Here is a 24,371-nt window from a genome sequence, read left to right as displayed (position 1 = left end):
GGTATCGGTCGACGTCGATTCAGTCGCCGCCCGACTCGACGCTCGGCCCCTCGAACGGCGGCAACTGCGCTTCGATCCGCTCGCGCTCGTCCTCGAGCCACTCCGGCAGCGTGAGCCGCGAGCCCAGCTCCTCGACGTCTTCGTCGGCCGTGAATCCCGGTTCCATCGTCGCCATCTCGAAGAGGACGCCGCCGGGTTCGCGCACGTAGATTGACCGGAAGTACTTTCGGTCGATCACCTCCGTCGGCGAGAGTCCGTGGTCGGCGAAGGCCTCGCGCCACTCCCGCTGTTCCTCGACGCTCTCGGCCTCGAACGCGACGTGGTGGACCGTTCCGACGCCCATCTGCCCGCGCCCGGCGTCGCTCTCGATCAGGTCGACGACCGAGCCGGGACCGCCGCTCGCGCTCCGGTACCGCCGACGGTTCTCGGCCTCGGCCTCGAGTTCGTAGCCGAGAACGTCGGTCAGCACGCCGGCCGTTGCATCGAACGAGTCGACCGCGAGCGTCACGCTGTGGAACCCGAGGAGCTGGTGATCGGTCGGGACCGGGCTCCCGTCCCACGGCGTCGCGTCCGACTCGCCGTCGGCTGCGATCAGTTCGAGCCCGATTCCGTCCGGATCCGAAAAGCGGAGGACGGTCTCGCCGAAGCGCTCCTCGCGCTCGACGTCGATCCCGTTCGACTCGAGTCGCTCGAGCCAGTAGTCGACCGAGTCGGCCGGCACGCGATAGGCCGTAGTCTTCGTCTGTCCCGCGCCGAACTGTCCGGAACGACCGCTGTCGGCCCACGGGAAGAAGGTGATGTTCGTTCCGGGCGTCCCCTCCTCGTCGCCGAAGTAGAAGTGGTACGTCCCTGTGTCATCGTGGTTGACCGTCTTCTTGACGAAGCGGAGTCCGAGCGTGCCGACGTAGAAGTCGGCGTTCCGCTGCGGATCGCCGGCGATCGCCGTCACGTGGTGGAGTCCGGGTGTGTCAGGTGCCATTATCGGTAGCACGGTCTCCGTCCTTAGGACGCTTCCCTCACCCTGGCGTCACGGGGTGACACGAACGTTATCGGAAGGGTGTTTCTCAGTGTCGAACTGTCTGCGTGTCTGAGTCGAGTGATTCGTTATGTAGAAATTAGCCGCGCACGATTCCATACGGGAGACAGCGTGTTTGGGATCGATCAGTAGTGTCTGACAAGCCTGACTCATCAGGTGTTGTGTTGATGATACTATTACGCGTAGATAATAGTGATTCTCGATTTCTACATCGACAATCGGAGTAACAATGTCAACGCACACTACGCAGTATGATGGAGCGGCGGCCGGCTGGTGGACGCCACAGCGAGTACGCGCTGCGGGTCTCGCCGCGATCGCCGGCGGAACCCTCCTGTTCGCGTACTTTACGATCACAACGGTGCTGGAACTGCTCGGGTTCCTCACGCTCCATGGGACCGATCCGGTAGACGGCGTCGGCACCTCTTGGTATTACGCCAGCGAAGGTTCGCTGATGATCACGTGGTTCCTCGTCTTCGCCGGCTTCGCGGCGATGCACGTTCGACTCTCCGGGGCGGGGGGACGTCTCCTACGCGCCGGCACCCTTCTCGCGGCGATCGGATCGGGGATGGCCGCGGTCGGATTCGTCTTCGCAACCGCCGCACCGGCCGTCGGCGCGATCGGGATCGTCACGCCCGCGAACATCGGTATCGGCCTCGGCCTCATGGTCGGCATCAACCTCGGCACGTTCCTCATGGGCATCGCGCTCCTGCGAGCGTCGATCGTGTCGCGGCCCTTCGCGGCACTGCTGATCGCGGTCCTCCCGGCCACGCTGCTCGCAGGACCGGTCGGCTTCGCGCTGGGAGTCGGACTGATCGCCACCCTGATCGCCATCTTCCCGCTCTGTGCCGCGATCGTACTCGTCGGCCACTACCTCCGAACGGAGACGCCTGAAGTCATGCCGCCGACCGCAGCACCAGCGTGAATTATTTTTGCTAGAACGACTTCGCTCGCACTGTTCGCGAAGACCTCACACAGTGTCGTCGATCAGATCTCGCCGTCGCTCGCCCTGATCAACAGCGCGCGCCACCGAAACGCGTTTTGGGGGGGAGCGGGCGTCTCACCGGGCTGGTGTTCGGAGAGGCTACGATGATGCGAATAGTTACCATTGAACGAGAAGTACTGGCGAGTGTGACCTGCCCGCACCTCGAGTACCGCGACCGAGCGGACGACCGGCGATTCGACGAGGCTCGAGCCTACTGCACCGTCGCCGACCGGTTCGTCCAGCCGTTGCGCGCGGATATCTGCAACGACCGCTACGACCTCGAGCACGACCGCCACTGCGAGATCTTCCTCGAACACGCCGGGGACGAGGATCGCGACGAGGAAAACGACGCTGACGACGGTACGGAGGCGACCGAGCGATGAGCTACGAGGACTACCTCGCCGGCGAGCCGCTGATCGTCACCGCGGCGCTGACCGGCGGCGTCCACGGGAAGGAGGCGAACCCGAATCTGCCGGAGACGCCGGCGGAGATCGGTCGCGCCGCCGCCGAGGTCGAAGATGCCGGCGCGTCCGTCGTCCACCTGCACGCCCGCCGACCGAACGGCGAGCGCACCTTCGCGACCGAGCGGTTCCAGGAGATCGACGACGCCGTTCGTCGGCACGCCGCCGACGTCGTTATCCAGCACTCGACCGGGGGCACCGGCGCGCCGGACGCCGAGCGCCACCTCCCGCTGCGAACCGATCCGCCGCCGGAGATGGCCTCGCTCGATATGGGACCGCTGAACCGCTACGACCACCTCACCAGCGAGAATACCCGCGGGCTGGTCGACTCGCTGCACGAGGAGATGGTCGACCGCGGGATCAAACCCGAACTCGAGGTGTTCAACGACGGCCACCTGAACGAGGTCCACGGTTTGCTCGAGCGCCGCGATCTCGCCGATCCCGTCTACGCCACGCTCATCTTCGGGCCGGGAACGCTCACGCCGCCCAGACCGCAGAATTTACTGAACGCGGTGGACAACTTACCCGACGGCGCGCTGTTCAACACGCTCGGCTTCGGCAAGCATCAGCTCCCGTTCGCGACGATGGGGATTCTCTTCGGCGGTCACGTGCGCGTCGGTCTCGAGGACAACGTCTACTACCGCCGCGGCGAACTCGCGGAGCGCAACGCCCAACTGGTCGAGCGGATCGCCCGTCTCGCCGAGGAACTCGGCCGGGAGATCGCGACGCCCGCGCAGGCTCGGTCGATACTCGATCTCTGATCCGCGCTCCCCCGACGAGCGAAACCACTATGTAGCCGATTATCGTGCATGATGTTATCACACATGAACGGCTGCTCGGACCAGGCGCTGTTAGCGATGCTTGCCGAACGGGGTTCAGTCGAGATGGCGTCACTGGCGAGCGAGTTCGAGACGCATCCGATGACGATAACCCAGCGGTGCTACGAACTCCAGTCCGACGGTCACGTCCGCCAGATCGCAGGGGGTGTCTACGCGATAACCGATGAGGGGAAGGCGTACCTCGAGACGCTCGAGGGCTGACTCGACCGCTGTGATCCGTCAGCCCCGTCGCCGCTCCCGCTCGATCGTCGTCACGTAGATCCCGGCGAGGACGACGCACCCGCCGACCACCGTGATCGCGTCCGGCACCTCCGCGAGCAGGACGAGCGCGAGCAGCGTCGCGCCGACGGGTTCGCCCAGCCAGGTGACGCTCACCACGACCGACTCGAGGTGTTTCAGGACCCAGTTGACGACGGTGTGGCCGAAGACGCCGGGGCCGACGGCCATCCCGAGAAAGAGCAGCCACTCGCGGGCCGGATAGGCGACGTAGTCGTGGCCCTGCGCGCCGACGAGGACGAACAGGGTGAGCGCGCAGGCGGTGTAGACGACCGTCACGTAGGGAAACAGCGAGACGCGCTGGCGGATCGATCGCCCGGCCAGAACGTAACCTGCAACGGTGACCGCACCCAGCAGCGCGAGGGCGTTACCGTACATCGTCGCGTCCGAGACGGGAGCCTCGCCGGCGCCGCCGAACGACATCGCGGCCGCGCCAACGATCGCGATCGCAATTCCGACGACCGCCTCGCGATTGACGTACTCGCCGAGGACGAGCGCCGCACCGAGCGCGACGAAGATCGGCTGGGTCTGGACGAGGGTAACGCTGGCGGCGACGCTCGTGTGGTTCAGGCTCTCGAACCAGGCGGCGAAGTGCACCGCGAGCGCGACGCCGGCGACGATCGCGAAGCCGAGATCGCGTCCCGACAGGCGGGTGAACTCCTCGCGGTACCGCACCAGGGCGACCGGCGCGACGATCGCCGTCGTGAACAGCACCCGGTAGAACGCCGCGACCGAACTCGGGGCCGCACTCCAGCGCACCAGGATGGCGCTGGTGCTGGCGGCGAACACCGCGAACGCGAGAGCGACGAGGGGCGTGACCTCGAGATCGGACGCCTTCACGTCGTATCACAATACGGGACAGGGACAAACGCGTTCCGGAAGCCGTTCGAGGCACGTGAGTGACAGCTGAAGGACGAGTCGCGGTGTCACGATCTCGAGGCGAGTCGTCGAGACCGCCGATCCCGGCGCGGTCGACGAGGCGGGGGTAAGGGGCGTCGGGGACGCTACTCGTCGGGGAGCCGGTTCCCGCGGTAGATCGCCGCGACCTCGCGGTCGACGTCGGTCAGTCCGATGATATCGTCCTCGGTCAGTTCCTCTGCGTCCCACTCGTCGAGATAGGCGACTGCGTCGTCCCGATCCTCGAACGGTCGCGGGTTGAGCCCCATCACTTCGTCCGGCACCGGCTCGTCGTCCGTGACGAGTACGAAGAAAGCCTCGGTCGCGTCGATCAGTTCGCCCGTCTCGAAGTCGGTCACCCAGGCAGCGACGACGTCCGAGTCCGTGGGCGGAACCGCGTAGTAGGCGAACAGACAGCCCGGCGTATCGAAGACCGCACCCGTTCCGTCTTCGTGAGCGAGCTGGGACTGCCAGACCGAGTAATCTGCCGGCGTCATGTTACAGACCGGGCAGTTGTACTCGCCGGTGAAATCGAGCGGCTCGTCCCCCGGGTGTTCCACGGACGTCGCGTACTGATGTTCGCGGTCGTCCTCGTCTTCACCCTCATCTTCGCCGCCACCGTTTCTTCCCAGACACCCTGCAACGGCACCGGTCGCTCCTGTTCCGATCGCGCCGAGGAGCCGCCGCCGCGTGTGTGATCGCCCGTCGTGTTGACTCATTCGCCTTCGAATTGCCCCTCCGTAATCAAAACAAGCGTGGTTCTCTCATCGAATCCCGCGGCTGAAGCGCTCTTTCGTCAGCCGGTGTCGCTTCCGAAACACGGCCTCGAACCCGATCCGGGAGAACGGCGTCGCCGCCGCGTTGAGTTCCCCCAGCGGGAGTTCGTACTCGACGTGGTCGCGGAGCAGCGTCTCGTCGCCGTCCGCGTAGAAGGCGTGCGTGTGGACCCAGCGATCGAACGGGCCGCGAACCATCTCGTCGCGGAAGTACGCCGTGCCGTCGGTTCGCTCGCGCTCCGTAATCACCGACGTCCAGCGCTGGCGGGGGCCGACGCCGAACGGGCGAGTCGACAGCGTCACCTCGGAGCCGGCCTCGAGGATCCCCGGATCCGACTCCCCGTCCGGACCGACGACCGACTCGACGCGCAGCCCCATCCACTCCGGCGTCAGCGCCTCGAGACCGGAGACGCGGGAGTGAAAGTCCCAGACCTCCTCGAGCGGCGCTTCGACCCGCATTTCGCGTTCGTACGACGGCATGGACGTCGGTACGACGGCCGCGCGGAAAAACTCGAGGCCGCCCGTCGATCCTACCCGTCGGGGCGCTCGTCTACGATCCCGGCCAGGTCGGAGAGAGACTCGAGTTCGTACGTCGCGTCCGTCGGAAGCGGCGCGTCCGCGTTGTGCGAGCGACGGAGGTACGCCGGCTCGAGGCCCGCTTCCTCGGCAGCGATCACGTCGGTCTCGCGGTCGCCGACGTACAGCCCCGACTCGACGTCGAGTTCCGCGAGCGTTTCGAGGAGGTAGTCCGGCTTCGGCTTCCGTCGGCGAAACCCGGCCGGCGTGGGGTCTCGTCCCCTGGCGGTCGCGAACGACACCGAGACGTAGTCCGCGACGAACGCGGCGGTCTCGTGGCGGTTGTTACTCATGAGCGCGAGCGTCGCCCGCTCGCCGAGTTCCGAAAGCGCGGTGACGTCCTCGTAGATGCCCCGTTCCCCGGACTGAATCCGATCGGCCGCCAGCCGAGACGCCCGTTCCTCCTTTCGGCGCCAGAACGCCGTCGGGTCGACGCCGAGGGCGGTACACGCCGTTTCGACGCTCTCGTAGCCGTGGTCTCGAAGGTCGCGGCGCTGTCGTTCCGTCGGCTCGAGTCCGAGCGCGTCGATCGCCGCGTCGACCGCGCGGTCGTAGACCCGCGGGGGAGTGCCCGGCCCCTCGAGGAGTACGCCGTCCATGTCGAACAGAATCGCGTCGGATCGACTCGTCACGATTGTCCTCTCTATCTGCGTACGCTCCGGCACGGTATGGATCCGGCGGGACGAGCGGGTGAGAACGAAATCGACGGTTCACGAGCGACGGGGGCAGTTCGGCGTCCTGTGCAGCCGGTGATCGTTACTTCAGTCGTTCCTGCAGGAAAGAGGGGTGGGCCGCGGTGACACCCTCGATCTCGAGCAGTTCGTCGGCGATGATCTCGCCGAGCGCGTCGCCGTCCTCGGCGCGGACCTCGGCCATCAGCATGTGGTCGCCGCTCGAACTGTACAGCGCCTCGATCTCCTCGAGTTCCTTGATCGCCTTCGTCGCCTCGACGTAGCGTTCGCTCGCGACGTCGACGCCGACCAGCGCGATGGTCTGGCTCGAGAGCTTCTTCGGGTCGACGTCGGCCGAGTAGCCGACGATGACCCCCTCCTCTTCGAGCTGGTTGATGTACTTCCGGACCGTCGGCTTCGAGACCCCCGCGCGGTCGGCGATCTCGGCGTAGGACGCCTGTGCATCCTCTTCGAGAACCTCGAGGATGCGATCCTCCGTCGCCTGTGTGCTCATACTACTCTGTTTTGCTCCGGCGGGAAAATATCTTTTGTATCCGAAAACGTCGGCTCGCGTGACCGAAGACGGTCCGAGACGGGGATCTCAGCCGCCGCGTCAATCCCGACCGGCGGACTTATTCGGTCCCTGATCGCACGTTCGAGAAACGGCATGGTCGACTACAACCTCATCAGCGGCGGCGTCTGGCTGCTCTGCGGACTCGCAATCTGCTATCTGGGTTATCTCATCGCCTTCCGGGGACGTGCGGATCTCCACTCCAACTACGACGAGTCTGTCGATCCGGCGTACGTCTCTCGCTGGGCCGGCGGGACGGCGCTGCTCATGGGACTGCTGGTCCTCGGCTACGCGATCCGCGAGATACTCTACGGATTCCAACCGTACGCCCTCGGAGCGCTGATCGTCGCGCTGCTCGTGTTGAGCTACGTCTCGAAGCTGTTCGCTCGAGGCGTCGGCTACCGGGAGTAGCGTTCGAAAAAACCGCGAAAACGAATCAGAGAGATCGCAACGCGAGTCTACTTGTGCCGGTCGAGCAGGTCGTAGCTGCGCTCCCACTCGCCGTCCTCGTCGAAGTAGCGCTCGGCGATCGGCTGCTCGGGCATCTCGCCGACGGCCTGCTTCTCCTGGGTGTAGGAGGGGCTCTCGTCGTCGACGTAATACCGGCCGGTGAGGACGGTGCCCTCGTTGAGGACGTCCTCGGTCTCGCGCATCATCCGCGCGGCTTCCTCCCGGTCGTGGACGTCGAAGTCGTAGTCGTCGGACTCCTGGACGTCGACGTACGGGACGTACTGACGCGCGTCCTTGTTCCAGGTCGGGCACTGGGTCAGGAAGTCGATGTGGGCGAAGCCGTCGTGCTCGATCGCTTCCTTGATGATCTCCTTGGCTTGGTTGGGGTTGACGGCGGCCGTTCGCGCGACGTACGTCGCGCCGGCGTTCAGCGACAGCGACAGCGGACGAAGCGGCGACTTCGCGCTGCCGGACGGCTGGGTCTTGGACTTGTGGCCCTTGGGGCTGGTCGGGGATGTCTGTCCCTTCGTCAGCCCGAAGATCTCGTTGTTAAACACGATGTAGGTCATATCGTGGTTCTCCCGGGCCGTGTGGATGAAGTGGTTCCCGCCGATACCGTAGCCGTCGCCGTCGCCGCCGGCCGCGATCACTTCGACCTCGGGGTTCGCGAGCTTCGCGGCGCGGGCCACGGGCAGCGAACGGCCGTGGATCGTGTGGAAGCCGTACGTGTCCAGATAGCTGTTCAGCTTGCCCGAACAGCCGATCCCGGTGACGGTCAGCACCTCTTCAGGATTCTTGCCGACCTCCGGGAGCGCCTGTTTCAGCGACTTCAGGACGCCGAAGTCGCCACAACCCGGACACCAGGTCGGCTGCGGTTCGACGCCGGGAGTGAACTCGTCCCGGTCGATCTCTCGTTCTTCACCGATTGCGTTGAATGCACTCATGATTAGTCACCTGCAGCGGGTTCGATTCGTACCTGTGCGGTCGGTTCGCGGTCCTCGTCGGCGACGTTGACCTCGTAACCCTCGACGATCTCGGCAGGTTCGAACGGGTTCCCGTTGTACTTGAGGAGACTGGTCATCTTCTCGCCGAAGCGACCGAGTTCCTTCTGGATCAGGCCGCGGAACTGGGCGGTCGCGTTCATCTCGACGACCATCGCCTCGTCGACGCTCTCGAGGAATTCCGTCACCTCGGTCTCGGCGAACGGCATCATGTCGGAGACGCTGAGACCCTTTACGGAGTGGCCCTGCTCGTTCAGGCGCTCGACGGCTTCCTGAACTGCGCCCTGACTCGAGCCCCACGTGATGATCCCGTACTCGGCGTCGTCCTCGCCGAAGTAGGTCTGGTTGGACTCGTGTTCCTCTTCGAGTTCCGTCCGGATGGACTCGAGTTTCTGCATCCGACGGTCCATCTGGTAGACGCGGTTGTCGGGGTCCTCGCTGATGTGACCGACGGGACTGTGTTCGTTACCGGTTGCGAGGTAGCGACCGTCCTTCTGGCCGGGCAGCGAGCGCGGGCTGACGCCGTTCTCGCTCTCGTGCTGGAAGCGCTTGAACTTTCCAGAGTTGTCGTGTGCGGCCTCCGCGAGTTCCTCTTCGGTGAGCGTCGATCCCAGACCCGGTTCGGGTTCGCGGTCGAAGAACTCGACGTCGACGTTCTTGTTCTCACCCGAGAGCTTCTGGTCGTAGATGATGATCGTGGGAATCTGGTACTCCCAGGCGATGTGGAACGCCAGACGCGTCTGTTCGTAGGCCTCTTCGATGTTTCCGGGCGCGAAGACGACGCGCGAGGAGTCGCCCTGACTCGTGTAGAGGACGAACTCGAGGTCGCCCTGCTCGGGCTTCGTCGGCATCCCCGTCGAGGGACCGGCGCGCATCGATTCGACCAGCACGAGCGGCGTCTCGGTCATCTCGGCGAGACCGAGCGGTTCGCTCATCAGCGCGAAGCCACCGCCGGAGGAACCGGACATGGCCTTCGCACCGGCGTGGCTCGCACCGACGGCGAGCGCGGCGGCGGCGATCTCGTCTTCGACCTGCTCGGAGACGCCACCGATGTCGGGAAAGTTCTGGCTGAGAATGGTGAAGACGTCCGTCCACGGCGTCATCGGGTAGCCGGCGATGAACCGACAGCCACCGTCGATCGCGCCGTAGGCGATCGCGTTCGACCCGGACAGCAGCGCCTGCTCGGTGTCGTGTTCGCCCGTCGGGGCGCGGAGGTCGTGTTCGACCTCGATCTCGTCGCCCACCATCTCGTAGGCTTCGTGGAGAATCTCGAGGTTGGCCTCGAGGACGTCTCCGCCCATCGCGTCGGACATCAGGTCCTCGATGTGCTCGAGTTCCATGTCGAGCAGTCCCGCCGTGATACCGACGCCGGCGGTGTTACGCATAACCTCGCGGCCGTGCTCCTTGGCGAGACCGCGGAGATCGACCGGGTAGACGTGCCAGTCGTTCTCCTCGGCGCGCTCCTCGAGGTCGAGTTCCGCGACGTCGTCCTCGGTGAGGAGACCCTCGTCGTAGACGATGACGCCCCCTTCCCGGAGTTCGTCGAGGTTCTCCGAGAGCGGCTTGATCTCCTCGTTGCCGTAGTATGCTTCTTCTTGCGGGTTGCGGGCAAACGAGTCCCCGAGCGCGAGGAGGAAGTTGTACCCGTCGCCCCGTGACTGTACCTCGTGGCCTGCGGCTCGAATCTCGACGTACGTGTGGCCGCCACGGATCCGTGATGGATAGTGTCGGTGTGTGAATACGTCGAGCCCCGAGCGCATCAGCGCCTTCGCGAAGTTCTGACTCGTCGAGTCGATTCCGTCTCCGGAACCGCCTGAGACTCGCCAGATGAGTTCTTCGTCGCTCATTGAGATCAGTGGCCAGTTGGCCAGCGGTATCCAAAATTTGGTCTCACCGTGCCTAAAGCCTTTGCTATAGATTGCCATGCATCTATCGTGAAGAATGAGCAATCATCCAATTTATCTCTCCCTCCCTTATAGTTTGTTTACAAAAATAACGATCTATAATCGACGATGGGGGCAAACATCGGCGGTTTCGAAGACCTCGATCACAGTTCGGTGACGGAGCGGAGTACCGCCCGTTCGTTCCATCGATACGCTTTATGCGGTGGTTGTGTCATTTTGGGTCATGGGATACGTTGTCAGGATGCCGAAGCTCGGATTGGAGATGGAACGCGGAGAGTTACTGGAGTGGACAATCGGCGAGGGATCTACGGTCGAGGAGGGAGAAGTTATCGCCGAAGTCGAATCCGAGAAGAGCGTCGCCGAAGTCGAGGCCCGAGAGAACGGCGTCCTCCACCGGACCTATCTCGAGGAGGGCGAGTCCGTGCCACCGGGGACGCCGATCGGGATCGTCGCTCCCGCCGACGGCGACACCGGCGACCTCGAATCGGAAGCGACGGCGGATCTCGAGGCAACTGACGAGGCGAGCACCGATCCGTCTGATTCCGCGACCGACGACGAGAGAGACCCGGCCGCCGAAATCGAGCGTGCAACCGGATCGCAGCCGACCGCTGCCGATCGCAAGATCTCCCCGCGAGCTCGAAAACGCGCCGAGGAACTCGACGTCGACCTCGATCGCGTCGAGGGAACCGGATACGACGGAGCGGTTACCGAAGACGACGTCGAGAACGCGGCCGGATCCGGCGGAAAACGAGGGGAACCGGACGTCGATGCGTCGCCGCGGGCGCGAAAACGCGCCGAGGAACTCGGCGTCGACCTCGCAACCGTCGACGGAACGGGCTTTCAGGGATCGATTACCGAAGCGGACGTCGAGGACGCGGCGGGTTCGACTGACGATTTCGGACGGAACCTCGTCGAGGAGCGCCCGTTCGACGGAATGCGCCGAACGATCGCCTCGAGACTCGGCGAGAGTTATCGGGAAGCCGTTCACGTAACGGTTCACCGCGAAGCCGACGCCGAGGAGCTGTTCGCCACCGCTGACGCCGCTGACGCCAGTCTCGGGACGGACGTCTCCGTCCAGGACGTGCTCTTGCTCGCGGTGTCCGCGGCGCTGGAGGAACATCCCGCGTTCAACGCGACGTTCGAGGACGACGTACACCGCATCTGGACGGAACACAACGTCGGCGTGGCCGTGGATATCGACCAGGGGCTTATCGCGCCGGTGCTCCGGGACGTCGGCGGTAAATCGCTCGAGTCGATCGCGACCGAGCGCCGAGACCTCGTCCGGGCGGCGACCGAGGGGGCGTACACGATGAACGAGTTACAGGGTGGGACGTTCACGGTGACGAACCTCGGCGTTCTCGGGGTCGAATCGTTCGATCCGATCATCAACCCGCCGCAGGTCGCCATCCTCGGCGTCGGCGCCGTCGCGGAGACGCCCGTTCAGGACGCGACCGACGAGGTGGAGTGGCAACGACGACTTCCACTCGATCTCTCCTTCGACCACCGCGTCGTCGACGGCGCCGACGCCGCCAGGTTCCTCGAGACTCTGGTCGATCACCTCGAGGATCCGTGGCCGCTGCTCCCGGACGAAATCGGACGCGAGTGCACCGAGAGCGCAGCGATCGACGGCCCCGAAATGCCCGGACGGGCCGTCACTGCGCGTAATCCCGAGGGGATGGGCGGGACGATCGAAGCCGGCTCGTTCGAGTGGTCGTTCGACGAGCCCGAGGACGCCGGAGGCTCGGAGACGGGACCGACGCCCGTCGACGTCTTCCTCGGCGCCCTCGCCTCGTGTCTCTCGCTGAGCGTCCGGTTTCAGGCGGACAAACGCGACGCCTCGGTCGACGCGATCGACGTCACGACCGACGCCGACCCCGAACGCGGTTCGGTCGAGCGCCTCGAGGCGACGGTCAGACTCGAGACCGACGCCGACGACGAGACGGTGGATCGCATCGTCGACCTCGGCGAGCGGGGCTGTCACGTCTCGCAACTGCTTCGGGACGATCTCTCCGTCGAAATCACCTGGGAGCGAACCTGATCCGGGCTCTCGGACCCGCCTCAGTCCTCGGTCGACGGTAGCCGACGGGTTGGTTCGAACGCGTCGGCGTCGGCCCCGGCTTCGAGCGCCGCGTCGACGTCGACGAGCCGCGGACCGTCAGGAACCACCTGCAGTTCGGCCGTCGTCTCCGTCAGTTCGAGTTCGCGCTCGCCGTCGGCACCGACGACTCCGTCCGGAACGTCGAACCGAACGGAGTCGTTCCACTCGAGGCGCTCGACCGACGCGATTCCGACGGTCGCCGTGACGCCGGGTGCGAGAACCGCCCGAACGGTTCGCGAGGCGTCGGCGGGGTCGGTTAGCCGGAGCGCGACGCCGCCGGGGTCCTCGGGCGCGACAGTCTCGACCGCTCCGGCGACGGCGGCGAGACCGATGTCCCCCGGATGGGCCCGCGAGACGACGCCGCCGCGCAGATCCCCCGGATCGAGCAGCGCTCGCGTCCCGACGAACGAGCACGAGGAGATTTCGGCGGCCGCGAGCGCCGACAGCCGCCGGTCGCCGGTCACCGTCTCGGCTCGCGCTTCGACCATCCCGTGTCGGTCGGTTACGGCGTCCGGCGGCGCGGCGCCCGTCGCGACGAGCGCCGCGGCGACTCCCGCGACGGTCCCGTCGACCGGCGTCGGCACGACGTTGTTCGTTCCGGTGGAAACGGCGACGACCGGAACGTCGCCAATTTCGCGCGCGACGTCGCGGGTCGTCCCGTCACCGCCAAGAACGACGACGGCATCGGCCGACTCGCGAAACCGGGCCGCCGCCCGTCGCGTGTCGGCTGCCGTTCCCTCGGCCGGCACCTCGAGAGTCGTCGCGTCGATCACCGCTGGCGATTCGTCGATCGCGTGATCGGCGATCCCCGCCCGATCCGGCATGACCCGTACGTCCGGCGGCTCGACCACCGCCGCTAGCCCGGCGAGAACGCACTCCGCGACCCGGCGCTTCGCGTAGTTGTCGACGACGCTGGCGCCGCCGGTGAGACGACGGATGTCGCGACCGGCGGCGGGGTTGCCGATCAGTCCGACGCGAGCCACGAGTCAGGTCACTCGCTCGATCGCTTCGCGCACGTCGTCGCCGTCCGGCAGCACCTCCTGCTCGAGGGGCGGGCTGAACGGAACGTGCGTGTCGGGCGTCCCGACGCGCTGGATGGGCGCGTCGAGGCTGAAGAACGCCTCCTCCTGGACCCGCGCGACGATTTCGGCGTGCGTGCCGTAGGACAGCGGACTCTCGTCGGCGACGATGAGTCGCCCGGTCTTCCGGACGCTCTCGACGATCGTCTCGGTGTCGAGGGGGTACAGCGAGCGGGCGTCGATCACCTCGGTGTCGACGTCGCCGGCCAGACTCTCGGCGGTCTGCAGGGACTCACCGACGAGACGTTGAGTCGCAACGACGGTAGCGTCCTCGCCCTCGCGTTCGACCGCGGCCTCGCCGATCGGCACCGTAAACTCCTCGTCGGTCGGCACCGCGCCCTTCTGCTCGTAGATCATCTTGTTCTCGAAGACGAAGACGGGATCGTCCGATCGGATCGCGGCCTTCGTCAGCCCCTTCGCGGCTGCGGCGGTGCCGGGAGTGACAGCTTTCAGGCCGGGGAAGTGGCCGATCCAGGTGTGGATTGTCCCCGAGTGCTGACTCGCGGCGCCCATCCCGCCGCCCTCCGTCGTGCGAACCGTCACGGGCATCTCGGCTTTCCCGCCGAACATGTAGCGCATCTTCGCCATCTGATTCATGATCTGTTCCATCGAGACGCCCGCGAAGTCCGAGAACATGAGTTCGACGACCGGTCGGGTGCCGGTCGCCGCCGCGCCCGTCGCCGCGCCCATGAAGCCGGCTTCGCTGATCGGCGTGTCGCGGACGCGCTCTTCGCCGAACTCCTCGTAGAGGTCGCCGGTCACCTCGAGGACGCCGCCGAACAGCCCGATGTCCTCGCCCATGAGGTAGACGTCTTCGTCGCGGTCGAGTTCCTCTCGGAGGGCCTGCCGGATTGCCTCTCGGACGGTCATCGTCTCCGTTTCGGTCTCGAGTTCGGCTTCGGTCTGTGCGGTCATCGTCGGTCACCTCCGGGGCGGCCGCCGTCGGAGCGCGGCTCCGACGAGGATCGCGAACTGGCGGTCCGCTCACCGCCGTCCGTCCGGGCGGCCGTCGCGAACCGTTCGATCTCCGGCGGCGTCTCGGCGAACATATCGTCGTACGCCTCGTCGGGCATCGGCTCGTCGGCCTCCTGGGCGTACTCGACCGCCGCCTCGATTTCGGCTTCGATCTCGGCCTCCAGCTCGTCGAACTCCTCGGCGGTGAGCTCGCCGCGATCGATCAGCCGATCCCTGAACGACTCGATCGGATCCCGATCCTGCCAGCGTTCGATCTCCTCGTCGTCCCGGTACGGCTCCTCGTCGCCCTCGTAGTGGCCGCGATACCGGTAGGTCTCGGCTTCGACGAGCGTCGGCCCGTCGCCGTTCCGGGCGCGCGCTCGAGCCTCGCCGATGGCCTCCGCGACCGCGGTGACGTCCATCCCGTCGACGGTCAGTCCCGGGATGTCGTGTGCCTGTGCGGTGTCGCTCAGGTTGTCGACGTTGTGCTGTTTGTCAACCGGCGTCGCCTCGCCGTACTGGTTGTTCTCGACGACGAAGATCGCCGGCAGATCCCAGGTCGCCGCGAGGTTGATCGCCTCGTGTACCTGGCCCTGGGCGACGGCGCCGTCGCCGAGGAAGCCGACGGCGACCTGATCGCGGTCCTGGTAGTCGATCGACAGCGCCGCGCCGGTCGCGAGCGGCGGTCCGGCGCCGACGATCCCGTTCGCGCCGAGCATTCCGGCGTCGACGTCGGCGATGTGCATCGATCCGCCCTTCCCGTTGCAGTAGCCCTCGGCTTTCCCGTAGAGCTCAGCCATCATGTACTTCGGATCCAGTCCCTTCGCGATGCAGTGGCCGTGGCCGCGGTGCGTGCTCGCGATGTAGTCGTCGTCCTCGAGCGCCGCGCAGGTCCCGACGCCGACCGCCTCCTCTCCGATGTAGAGGTGGACGAACCCCGGAATCTCGCCGTCCGCGAACCGGTCGCCCGCTTCCGAGTCGAACGCACGGATCGTCAGCATCCGACGCAAGGCTTCGGCTCGTCCCTCCGGGGTTTGCAAGTTAATCTCTCCCATAGCGGCGCACAGTACTACAACCCGACCTATAAATGCTAGTGATTACCACACAGAGGTGCAACGGAGCGGTATCTCGGACCGGAACCTGGCTCGGGAGAGCGACTGATCGAGGTGCTGTGCTACTCGTTTCGCGGGTTGCTCGGGTGGTACTCAGTGTCGTACTCGCCGGGCTGACCGTCGACGCGATCCGGGTTGAGCCGACCCGACAGCAGCATGAAGTCGACGAGCGTCAGCGCCAGCATCGCCTCGACGACCGGGACGCCGCGCGGCGGCAGAACCGGATCGTGTCGGCCGATAACCTGCTCCTCTTTGAGTTCGCCGGTCTCCCAGTCGGCCGTCTGCTGGCTCTTCGGGATCGACGTCGGGGCGTGCAGGGTCACCTCGCCGTAGATCGGTTCGCCGCTCGATATCCCGCCCTGAATCCCGCCGTGGTCGTTCTCGACGGGCGTCGGGTTCCCTTCGGAATCGAACTCCCAGTCGTCGTTGCGATCCTTGCCCGTCCACTCGCGGGCCTCGCGCCCGAGGCCGAACTCGAACGCCGTCGTCGCGGGAACCGCCATCATAGCCTGCCCGAGTCTCGCCGAAAGGGAGTCGAACCGGGGCGCGCCGAGACCGACGGGGACGCCCTGGGCCTCGAAGTAGATCGAGCCGCCGATGGAGTCGCCCTCGTCCTGGTACTCCTCGATCAGTTCCTGCATCTCCGCGGCCGTCTCGGGGTGGGCACAGCGGACGTCGTTTGCCTCGCTGTGCTCGAGGATCTCCTCGAAGCTCACCTCGGGAGCCTCGACGTCGCCGATCTGGTTGACGTGAGCCTTGAGTTCGATCCCCTCGCGAGCGAGCAGCTTCTTCGCGACCGCGCCCGCGGCGACCCAGTTGACCGTCTCCCGGGCCGAGGAGCGCCCGCCGCCGCCCCAGTTGCGGGTCCCGAACTTCGCGGAGTAAGTGAAGTCGCCGTGGGAGGGCCGCGGCGCGGTGATGAAGGGTTCGTACTTGCCCGAGCGGGCGTCCTTGTTCTGGATGACGAGCCCGATCGGCGTCCCGGTCGTGTAGCCGTCCTGGACGCCCGACTTGATCGAGACGTCGTCGGGTTCGCCGCGGCTGGTCGTGATCATCGACTGACCCGGTTTGCGCCGATCGAGGTCCGCCTGGATGTCTTCCTCGGAAAGCTCGAGGCCGGCGGGACACCCTGAAACGGTGCAGCCCATCGCCTCTCCGTGGCTCTCGCCGAACGTGGTCACCTGGAAGAGGCGACCGAAACGGTTGCCGTTCATTGGCTCCCCCTCGGAGGCGCGCGTACTTATGGGTGAAGGATACGCGCAAGATCGGGCGTTACCGCTGCAACGCGTCGAGCCGTGCTGCGGCGAACGGAACCAGCATCTCCTCGCGCGTGAGCCCGCCGTGCATCCCGATCGACGCCATCTCCCACCACCACATTCCTCGGTTCCGGTGGACGGCGATCAGGTCGCCACACCGGCGCTCGAACAGCGACGACGGGGTCCCCGGGCCGAACAGGCCGCGCTCGAGCGCCTCCTCGCGCGTAAACGTCCTTATCGCGTTCGACTCGACGATCTCGCGCGCTTCCTGCACTCGATCCGGCCGAACGTGAACGTGGACGTTCCGGGGGCTGCCGGTCGGAAGACGCGGCTCGCCGGCGCCATCGCGGCGGAACGTCTCCCGCAGCGCGGGCCAGTCGTTCCACTCGGTCATCTCGACGTTTTCCTCGGGGACGGTGTCGACGATCCCGTGGTCGGCCGTCACCAGCAGCAGCGTTCGCTCCGCGACGTCGGAGTCGAGTCGGTCGACCAGTTCGTAGCGCAGGCGCTCGAGGATCGCCTCGAGGTTCGCCCGGTAGCGTTCGGTCCCCGTCCCCTCGGCGTGCGAGATGGCGTCGATCGTCGGCTCGTAGGCGTAGACGTAGGTCGGATCGGAGGAGTCCTCGAGAGTCCGTCGGATCGTCACCGCGAGATCCGCCGCGGTGTCGTACCCCACCCGCTCCGCGCCGACGGCGGTCGCTCGCGTGTACCCCGAGTCGACGAACTCGTTCGGCTGGATCGCGTAGCTCTCGATCCCGCGCTCTCGTGCGCGCTCGTAGACCGTCTCCCCCTCGAACAGCTCTCGAGCGTCCGACCCCGGCGACGCGTCGGCGAGCGATTCGCCCTCGAGAGTCCGAAACGGAAGCGCTTCGATGATTCGCCCGGCGGACTCGAGGTACTGGAACCAGCCGAGCAGCCCGTGCTCGACCGGCGGCCGACCGGTGTGGACGGTCGTCAGCGCCGCGGCCGTTTCCGAGGGGTAGATCGCCGTCAGCGGCGTCACCGTGCCGCGATCGGCGAGCGCCGAGAGGAGCGCCCGCTCCTCGCAGTAGCGCTTCCAGTGCTCGTAGCCGAAGCCGTCGAGGAGGAACAGGACGACGTTATCGACGTCCGTCTCGACGCCCGCGAGGACATCGTCGGGGAGCCGTCGGTCGAAGCCGTCGTCGAGCACCGAAACCGCCGTCTCGGGGACGTTCGCGAAGCAGTACCCGTCGTAATCGGGGAACAGGTATCCTCCCTGGGTCAGACGCTCGCGAAGCTGGGACTCGAGATCGGTACGCACACTCGTCTCGACGGGGCCGCAGAAGAAAGTCCCCTCGGCGATCGAGCGGGGTCGGCAAATCATCGTGGTGATTGCTACCAAATAGCAATTACTATGCCGGTTCCCTGCGAGAGCACCCGTATGCGCGCACCCGAACGGCCGACGTTCGAGAGCCAGGCGAGCAAAGAGATCTACCAGTACGTCGAACGTCACGGAACGGCGGCTCGACACCGGGTCCGGGAGATGGCGTCGCTCCCGCCGGAGCGGTTCCGGTCGGAACTCGGCGAGCTGAAAGCGAAAGGGTACCTCGAGGAGACCGGCGGTACCGTCCGGCTCGCGCTCGACGTCGGCTCCGTCGAGAAGTACGACACCACCGAGGCGACCTACACCATCCGTCCCGCACAGCACAGGGACTTCGACGACCTCGTCGACGCGATCCGGGAAGTGACCTCGACGGAGACGTACGTCGTCGCGGAGACCGTCGCCGAACAGTTGCTGTACGAGGACGCGGTGACGCGCCACAACACCGTCCAGTCGCGGGTCTTCTTCGTCGCCACCGTCGACGACGCCGTCGCCGGATGGGTTCACCTCGATCTGCCCCAGGTGGAGAAACTCCACGAGACGGCCCAGCTCACCGTCGGCGTTCGACCGGATCATCGCAGACGGGGTGTCGCCAGCGCGCTCCTCTCTCGAGGAGTCGACTGGGCCGAGGCGAACGGGTACCGGAAGGTGTACAACAGCGTTCCGGCGACCAACGACGAAGCGCTCGCGTTCCTCGAGAACCACGGCTGGCACACCGAAGGAATCCGCAAGAATCACTACACGATCGACGAGGAGTTCGTCGACGAGGTGCTGATGGCGTACGCGTTCTGACGGAGCCGGTCGCCCGTAATCGCGTCCCGCCGTCAGTCGTCGCGCTCGAGCGTCGCCCCCAGTTCCTCGAGGGCGTCGAAGAAGTTCGGGAAGGAGACGTCGACGTGTTCCGCGCCCGCGATCGTCGTCTCGCCGTCGGCGACCAGACCGGCGAGCGCGAGCGCCATCACGATGCGGTGGTCGCCGCGGCCGTCCACTCGGGCCCCCTCGAGATTCGACTCGCCGCCGTGGACCGTCAGCGCGTCCTGCTCTTCCGTCGTTTCGACGCCCAACTTGCCCAGCTCTTCGGCCATCGCGCTCACTCGGTCGGTCTCCTTGTAGCGGACGTGCTCGGCGTCGACGATCCGCGTGTCGCCGTCGGCGATCGCGCCGAGCGTCGCGATCGTCGGCAGGAGGTCCGGCGTGTCCTCGACGGAGACCTCGACTTCCTGGAGGGCCGTCGCCGAGACGTCGATCGTGCCGTCCTCGCGGTTCCAGTCGACGTCGGCACCCATCCGCTCGACGATTTCGACGATGGCCGTGTCGCCCTGCGCGCTCGGCTGTGCTCCCTCGACGCGGACACCCTCGTCGCCGGCGATCGCGCCCGCGGCGAGCAGGTAGGAGATCGACGAGAAGTCGCCGGGGACGCGGTACTCCCCGTCCGTGGGTTCGTAGCGCTGGCCGCCCTCGACCGCGAATCCGGTTTCGGTCCGTTCGGTCTCGATGCCGAAGTCTGCGAGCATCTCGAGCGTGATATCGACGTAGGGTGCGGACTTGAGTTCGGTCTCGAGGTCGATCTCGAGCCCCTCCTCGGTGACGGCGCCGGCCATCAGCAAGGCGGTGATGTACTGCGAGGAGACGTCGCCGGGAATGGAGACCTCGGTGCCCGTGATCGGCCCGGTAACGACCAGCGGCGCCTGCCCGTTTCCGCGGGTGCTGTAGGCGTCGCCGCCGAGGTCCGCGATGGCCTCGAGCAGCGGCCCCTGTGGCCGGCTTCGGAGCGAGGAGTCGCCGGTGAGGACCGACGTTCCGTCGGCGAGTGCTGCTGCGGCCGTCACCAGCCGCATCGTCGTCCCGCTGTTCTCGCAGTCGATGACGTCCGCCGGAACGCCGGGCTGGCCGTCGAATCCCTCGATATCGAGGGTCCCGTCGGCGGTTCGATCGACGTCGCCGCCGAACAGGTCGACGGCGCGAGCGGTCGCTTTCGTGTCGGCGCTCCAGAGCGCGTCGCGGACGGTCGCGCCGTCCGCGTAGCCGGCGGCGAGGATCGCTCGGTGCGTGTAGCTCTTCGACGGCGGTGCCCGCGCCCGCCCCTGTACTCGAGACGGCGAGATCGTGACGTCCATACTGGCCTCTGGGAAGGGCCGCCCTATCACGGTACCGATGCTGGTGATATTCCGAGGTGGCGCGCGCTCGAACGAACCGACCGCCCGATGTGCGGGTTCGGACCGCGATAGATTCTCCGAGGCGGCCGTTACGCGGCGCGTTCGAACGTGACGCTACGGGTACTGAATCGACTCCCCGGCCGCCTCTCGAACGGTGAACCCGGATATCCGTCGGGTCTCGAGAGCGGTGATTATTACTCGTACTCCTCTCGATCGAGAGTACTCGCAGCGTACGATATCGACCGGAAATACGCCAGTCCGACGATGAGGTGTCCGACCGTGAGGACGAGCCAAAAACCGACGGAAAAGATTCCGATACCGAGAAGCGGATCAACGGACGAGAACGCCAAGAGTATCGCTCCAACCGAAGCACGGATCGTACCAGCGTACGCGGTATGAGCGAGGTTCTGGCGGGTCAGCAGGGATTTGTCGGGTGCGACGACCCGCCCGAGCAGATCGGTAAATCGGACGGATTCGAGATACAGACTCAGACGTTTCACGCGCTCGTGGCCGCGTAGAACCACGGTAACGAATAACATCCCTTGCGCAGAAGCTGTTTCATCCTCTTCTTTCGGAACCCGATTACGTGCCGTTCGATCTCGAGCGGGTGTCGAACACCGGTGACCGCCGGATTTTCGTCGAGGACTCCAAGACACACACCGGCTACGATATCTTCCGCGAGAAAACGCGTGTTGAATATAACTCAGCTTCAGTACCCAGAGCCACCTCGAGATGCGAGGAGTGATGAGCGTCTTTCGAATCGTCCGTTAGAGCGCCGATTGTCTCTCCGATATTACGTAAGGTCTATGGTACCACGCGGGACGTTTATTCTGCGTCGTTCCGTTCTCTAACCCGTGATAGAGACGCTCTTACTGATCGGCATTCTGGTAGTGGTTTTCGTGGGATACAATATCGGCGGCGCGACGACCGGCGTTTCGTTCGGTCCGGCGGTCGGCGCACGCGTTCTCTCGAAACTCGGCGCGGCGGTACTGATGTCGATTTTCTTCGTCCTCGGGGGGTGGATCGTCGGCCCGGCCGTCGTCGAGACGCTCGGCGAAGGGATCATCGAGGAGCAGCGGTTTCTGACGCTCGAGACGGGCATCGCGATCCTCTTTTTCATCGGTCTGGCGTTGTTCTTCGGCAACCTTTTCGGGGTACCCGCGTCGACCTCGATGACCGCCGTGGGTTCGATCGCCGGCCTCGGTCTGGCGACCGACACGCTCAATTGGGCGACGATGGGCGAGATCGTCTCCTGGTGGATCGTCGCCCCGATCGTCGCGTTCTGGATCAGCGCCGTCGTCGGCCGGTACCTCTACACGACGATCAACGAGCGGATCGCCATCTCCCGTCGACAGACCCACCTCTGGGTGGTCGATCGCTCTTCGGCGGTCCCGAAAATCGGGATCGCCGAGGGAACCGGCCGCCGAGAAATCACCGGCTCACTGGTCGTCGTCGCCATCGGCTGTTACATGGCGTTCAGTTCCGGCGCTTCGAACGTCGCGAACGCCGTCGCACCGCTCGTCGGCAGCGGCGCCCTCGCGATGGAGAGCGGCGTGATCCTCGCGGGTGTCGCCGTCACCATCGGCGCGTTCACCATCGCCCGGCGAACGCTCGAAACGATGGGGAACGACATCACGAACTTGCCGCTGACCGCGGCGGTCGTCGTGATGACGGTCTCGGCGACGATCGTCACGCTCTTATCGGCGATCGGTATCCCCGTTCAACTGGTGGTCGTCGCGACGATGAGCATTATCGGGCTCGGTTGGGGTCGGGCGACTCGAACGATAACGGCCTCCGAGGTGATACACGGCGAGGGCGAGGCGACCGTCTCCGTCGGTTCGTTGACCATCGAAAAAGAAGGCGAGTCGGCGCCGGAAATCGGCGAAGAGGCGGTCGAGAGCATCCCGTACGCGTCGGATCTTTTCGACCCGTCGACGACCGCTCGCGTCATCGTCATCCAGAACTTCGTCCCCGCTCTCGCGACGATCGGCGCGTTTCTCACCTTCCGGTACGTGCCGGTCTTCGGCTTTTGAGCGACGGTATCGGATACGGTGGCTGCCTTTCGGGATCCGAATCGACGACGTTGTATTACGTACGCTACCGCCCGGGCCCGCCGACGACGGCGTCGCGTTCGCGCTCGCCGTCGTCCGTCTTCGCCGCCCGCTTCTCGACGACGCAGTCCTCGAGCACGAGCACGTCCAGGCCCATCCCGTAGAAGTCCTTGATCGCCTCCGTCGGCGTGTTGACGATCGGCTCCCCGTGGTCGTTGAACGAGGTGTTCAACACGGCCGGGACATCGGTGATCGACTCGAACTCGGAGATCAGCCGGTGGTAGCGCGGATGCTGCTCGCGGTCGACCGTCTGGGGTCGCGTCGAGCCGTCTGCCGGGTGGATCACGGCCTCGAGTTCGTCGAGTTTCTCCTCGCGGACGTCGAACGTGTCGATCATGAACGGTGCCCGTTGGCCGTCGACGAGGTACTCAGGTGCCGCCGATTCGAGCATCGAGGGGGCGAACGGTCGCCACTCCTCGCGGTGTTTGACGTACCGGTTGACCCGGTCGCGCGACTCGGCGGTCCGGGGATCGGCGAGGATGCTGCGACCGCCGAGGGCGCGCGGTCCGATCTCGAGTCGCCCCTGGAACCAGCCGACGAGCGCGCCGTCGGCGAGCCGTTCGGCGACGTATCGCTCGAGGTCGTCCGGCTTCGCGTACTCGATCTTGTTGGTCTCGAGCAGCGACTCGATCTCGCCGGTCTCGTACTCGGGGCCGAAGTAGACCGTCGACTGCGGCTCGACGTCGGCGGGGCGCCGGTCGAGCCAGCCCGCGCCGAGCGCGAGCCCGGCGTCGTGTGCCACCGGCTGGACGAACGTCTCGTCGACGGCCTCGAGCTCCCTGACGCGTTTGTTGAGCTTGCAGTTCAGCGCGACGCCGCCCGCCAGCGCGACGCGGTTCGACCGGGAAGCGCCGAGGTAGGCCTCGACGATCTCACAGACCGTCTCCTCGAGGAGTTTCTGGGCCGTGTGTGCGAGGTCTTTCTGCCACCGGTCGAACTCGCCGGGATCGTCGTTACGCGGGCGGTCGAACGCCTCCTCGAGTTGCTCGACGCCGTAGCCGGTCCCCCACCGCTTCGTCAGTGCCGTCACGTCGTAATCGACCCCGGTGTCGATCAGCCCGCGAAGCGTTCGTTCGATCTCCGGTCGCCGTTCGCCGTAGGGTGCCAGCCCCATCACCTTCCCCTCGCCGTTGAACATGCGGTAGCCGAGGTACTCGGTTACGATCGCGAAAAACAGGCCAAGACTGTTCGGGTGTTCGTACGTGCGAATCCGCGACAGCCCGTCTTCGGTGCCGCGCCAGATGGCGGTCGAGTCGTACTCCCCTTTCGCGTCGATCGTCAGCACGAGCGCGTCGTCGAACCCGGACGGGTGAAACGCGCTCGCCGCGTGGCAACGGTGGTGCGAGCGACACTCGACCGAGGGCACCGGCGTTCCGATCGACTCGAGGCGGGACTCGACCTGCCGCGTCGGCAGGAACTGACTTCGCACCTCGTCGATGATCGTTCGCTCGAGCGCGGACACCTTTCTGGCGATCCCGGGTGCCGTAACCGCGTCGACGAGGTAGTGGCGCCGGATTCGGGAGCGCAGCTGCGGGTCGTACGGCAGCAGAATTCGCTCGAGATCGGGAAGATCGAGATCGCGGTATTCGAGACACGCACGGATCGCCTTCTCGGGGAACGTGTCGACGGCGTGTTTGTCCCGCGTCAGCCGCTCTTCTTCGATTCCAAAGATCGGGGTTCCGTTCTCGAAGAGGACGGCACTCGGATCGTGCTGGCCGTACAGCCCGATCGCGGGTTTACAGGCGAGGGTATACGATGGCATACTCATACGTACGGGAGGGCTCGTTTACCCCCTCGGCGAGGAGGATCCAAAATCCCCTCGA

Annotated in this window: 23 protein-coding genes; 8 read left to right on the top strand and 15 right to left on the bottom strand. The window is 65.9% G+C overall.

Annotated features, from left to right (window positions below; translation table 11 throughout):
- Positions 1–19: 19 nt before the first annotated feature.
- Positions 20–979, bottom strand: a complete 960-nt coding sequence (locus NED97_RS04995; protein WP_252489625.1) for a ring-cleaving dioxygenase — start codon at positions 977–979, stop codon at positions 20–22.
- A gap of 286 nt (positions 980–1,265) precedes the next feature.
- Here NED97_RS04995 and NED97_RS04990 point away from each other — a divergent pair, with 286 nt between their 5' ends.
- From NED97_RS04990 to NED97_RS04975, 4 genes are all read left to right on the top strand, one after another.
- The gene (locus NED97_RS04990; protein ID WP_252489624.1) at positions 1,266–1,958 is read left to right on the top strand and encodes a hypothetical protein; all 693 of its coding nucleotides are present in this window, start codon (positions 1,266–1,268) and stop codon (positions 1,956–1,958) included.
- 206 nt (positions 1,959–2,164) lie between these two features.
- Positions 2,165–2,401 carry a hypothetical protein gene (locus NED97_RS04985; protein WP_252489623.1) on the top strand — a complete coding sequence of 79 codons (237 nt, stop codon included), beginning with the start codon at positions 2,165–2,167 and terminating at the stop codon, positions 2,399–2,401.
- Complete coding sequence (locus NED97_RS04980; protein WP_252489622.1) at positions 2,398–3,240, top strand: BKACE family enzyme; 843 nt, start codon at positions 2,398–2,400, stop codon at positions 3,238–3,240. Before NED97_RS04985 ends, NED97_RS04980 begins: the two co-directional genes overlap by 4 nt.
- Before the next feature lie 63 nt (positions 3,241–3,303).
- Positions 3,304–3,519, top strand: a complete 216-nt coding sequence (locus tag NED97_RS04975) for a hypothetical protein (protein ID WP_252489621.1) — start codon at positions 3,304–3,306, stop codon at positions 3,517–3,519.
- A gap of 18 nt (positions 3,520–3,537) precedes the next feature.
- Here the strand turns inward: NED97_RS04975 and NED97_RS04970 are convergent, their stop codons facing one another.
- The 5 genes from NED97_RS04970 to lrpA1 form a co-directional block, all read right to left on the bottom strand.
- Positions 3,538–4,434, bottom strand: coding sequence for a DMT family transporter (locus tag NED97_RS04970; RefSeq protein ID WP_252489620.1), 897 nt, complete (start codon positions 4,432–4,434; stop codon positions 3,538–3,540).
- Between the two features lie 164 nt (positions 4,435–4,598).
- On the bottom strand, positions 4,599–5,210 hold the full coding sequence (locus NED97_RS04965; protein ID WP_252489619.1) for a nitrous oxide reductase accessory protein NosL: 612 nt from the start codon (positions 5,208–5,210) through the stop codon (positions 4,599–4,601).
- 45 nt (positions 5,211–5,255) lie between these two features.
- Positions 5,256–5,747 (bottom strand): SRPBCC family protein, encoded by a 492-nt coding sequence (locus NED97_RS04960; protein WP_252489618.1) that lies wholly within the window; start codon positions 5,745–5,747, stop codon positions 5,256–5,258.
- A gap of 50 nt (positions 5,748–5,797) precedes the next feature.
- A complete protein-coding gene (locus tag NED97_RS04955) occupies positions 5,798–6,442 on the bottom strand; it encodes an HAD family hydrolase (protein WP_252490571.1) in 645 nt (214 codons plus the stop codon).
- A 157-nt stretch (positions 6,443–6,599) separates the two neighbouring features.
- Positions 6,600–7,028: an HTH-type transcriptional regulator LrpA1 gene (gene lrpA1, locus NED97_RS04950; RefSeq protein ID WP_252489617.1), complete on the bottom strand. Its 429-nt coding sequence runs from the start codon at positions 7,026–7,028 to the stop codon at positions 6,600–6,602.
- A gap of 153 nt (positions 7,029–7,181) precedes the next feature.
- Between lrpA1 and NED97_RS04945 the strand changes: the two genes are divergently transcribed.
- Positions 7,182–7,496 (top strand): hypothetical protein, encoded by a 315-nt coding sequence (locus NED97_RS04945; RefSeq protein ID WP_252489616.1) that lies wholly within the window; start codon positions 7,182–7,184, stop codon positions 7,494–7,496.
- Positions 7,497–7,543: 47 nt separating this feature from the next.
- Here NED97_RS04945 and NED97_RS04940 read toward each other — a convergent pair whose 3' ends face one another.
- Both NED97_RS04940 and NED97_RS04935 read right to left on the bottom strand, forming a co-directional pair.
- Positions 7,544–8,479: a thiamine pyrophosphate-dependent enzyme gene (locus tag NED97_RS04940; protein ID WP_252489615.1), complete on the bottom strand. Its 936-nt coding sequence runs from the start codon at positions 8,477–8,479 to the stop codon at positions 7,544–7,546.
- Positions 8,480–8,481: 2 nt separating this feature from the next.
- Positions 8,482–10,383, bottom strand: coding sequence for a 2-oxoacid:acceptor oxidoreductase subunit alpha (locus NED97_RS04935; protein ID WP_252489614.1), 1,902 nt, complete (start codon positions 10,381–10,383; stop codon positions 8,482–8,484).
- A gap of 280 nt (positions 10,384–10,663) precedes the next feature.
- On the opposite strand from NED97_RS04935, the gene NED97_RS04930 reads away from it, so the two are divergent.
- Entirely contained in the window at positions 10,664–12,478 is a 1,815-nt protein-coding gene (locus NED97_RS04930) for a 2-oxo acid dehydrogenase subunit E2 (RefSeq protein WP_252489613.1), read from the top strand.
- A 20-nt stretch (positions 12,479–12,498) separates the two neighbouring features.
- Here NED97_RS04930 and NED97_RS04925 read toward each other — a convergent pair whose 3' ends face one another.
- From NED97_RS04925 to NED97_RS04905, 5 genes are all read right to left on the bottom strand, one after another.
- Positions 12,499–13,521 carry an NAD(+)/NADH kinase gene (locus NED97_RS04925; protein ID WP_252489612.1) on the bottom strand — a complete coding sequence of 341 codons (1,023 nt, stop codon included), beginning with the start codon at positions 13,519–13,521 and terminating at the stop codon, positions 12,499–12,501.
- A 3-nt stretch (positions 13,522–13,524) separates the two neighbouring features.
- Complete coding sequence (locus NED97_RS04920; RefSeq protein WP_252489611.1) at positions 13,525–14,532, bottom strand: alpha-ketoacid dehydrogenase subunit beta; 1,008 nt, start codon at positions 14,530–14,532, stop codon at positions 13,525–13,527.
- Positions 14,529–15,626 (bottom strand): thiamine pyrophosphate-dependent dehydrogenase E1 component subunit alpha, encoded by a 1,098-nt coding sequence (locus tag NED97_RS04915; RefSeq protein WP_252489610.1) that lies wholly within the window; start codon positions 15,624–15,626, stop codon positions 14,529–14,531. Before NED97_RS04915 ends, NED97_RS04920 begins: the two co-directional genes overlap by 4 nt.
- A 119-nt stretch (positions 15,627–15,745) precedes the next feature.
- Positions 15,746–16,897, bottom strand: coding sequence for a chorismate synthase (gene aroC, locus NED97_RS04910; protein ID WP_252489609.1), 1,152 nt, complete (start codon positions 16,895–16,897; stop codon positions 15,746–15,748).
- A 58-nt stretch (positions 16,898–16,955) separates the two neighbouring features.
- Positions 16,956–18,221, bottom strand: a complete 1,266-nt coding sequence (locus tag NED97_RS04905; protein ID WP_252489608.1) for an alkaline phosphatase family protein — start codon at positions 18,219–18,221, stop codon at positions 16,956–16,958.
- A gap of 120 nt (positions 18,222–18,341) precedes the next feature.
- On the opposite strand from NED97_RS04905, the gene NED97_RS04900 reads away from it, so the two are divergent.
- Positions 18,342–19,073, top strand: coding sequence for a GNAT family N-acetyltransferase (locus tag NED97_RS04900; RefSeq protein WP_252489607.1), 732 nt, complete (start codon positions 18,342–18,344; stop codon positions 19,071–19,073).
- A 32-nt stretch (positions 19,074–19,105) separates the two neighbouring features.
- Here NED97_RS04900 and aroA read toward each other — a convergent pair whose 3' ends face one another.
- Positions 19,106–20,398, bottom strand: a complete 1,293-nt coding sequence (gene aroA, locus NED97_RS04895; protein WP_252489606.1) for a 3-phosphoshikimate 1-carboxyvinyltransferase — start codon at positions 20,396–20,398, stop codon at positions 19,106–19,108.
- Between the two features lie 893 nt (positions 20,399–21,291).
- Here aroA and NED97_RS04890 point away from each other — a divergent pair.
- Complete coding sequence (locus NED97_RS04890) at positions 21,292–22,470, top strand: inorganic phosphate transporter (RefSeq protein WP_252489605.1); 1,179 nt, start codon at positions 21,292–21,294, stop codon at positions 22,468–22,470.
- Positions 22,471–22,534: 64 nt separating this feature from the next.
- Here the strand turns inward: NED97_RS04890 and NED97_RS04885 are convergent, their stop codons facing one another.
- On the bottom strand, positions 22,535–24,310 hold the full coding sequence (locus NED97_RS04885; RefSeq protein ID WP_252489604.1) for a carbamoyltransferase family protein: 1,776 nt from the start codon (positions 24,308–24,310) through the stop codon (positions 22,535–22,537).
- Positions 24,311–24,371 lie beyond the last annotated feature (61 nt).

Source organism: Natronococcus sp. CG52, from assembly GCF_023913515.1.
Lineage (GTDB): Archaea > Halobacteriota > Halobacteria > Halobacteriales > Natrialbaceae > Natronococcus > Natronococcus zhouii.
The sequence above is the reverse complement of the archived record's forward strand: the minus strand, read 5'-3'. Positions and strand labels throughout refer to the sequence as shown.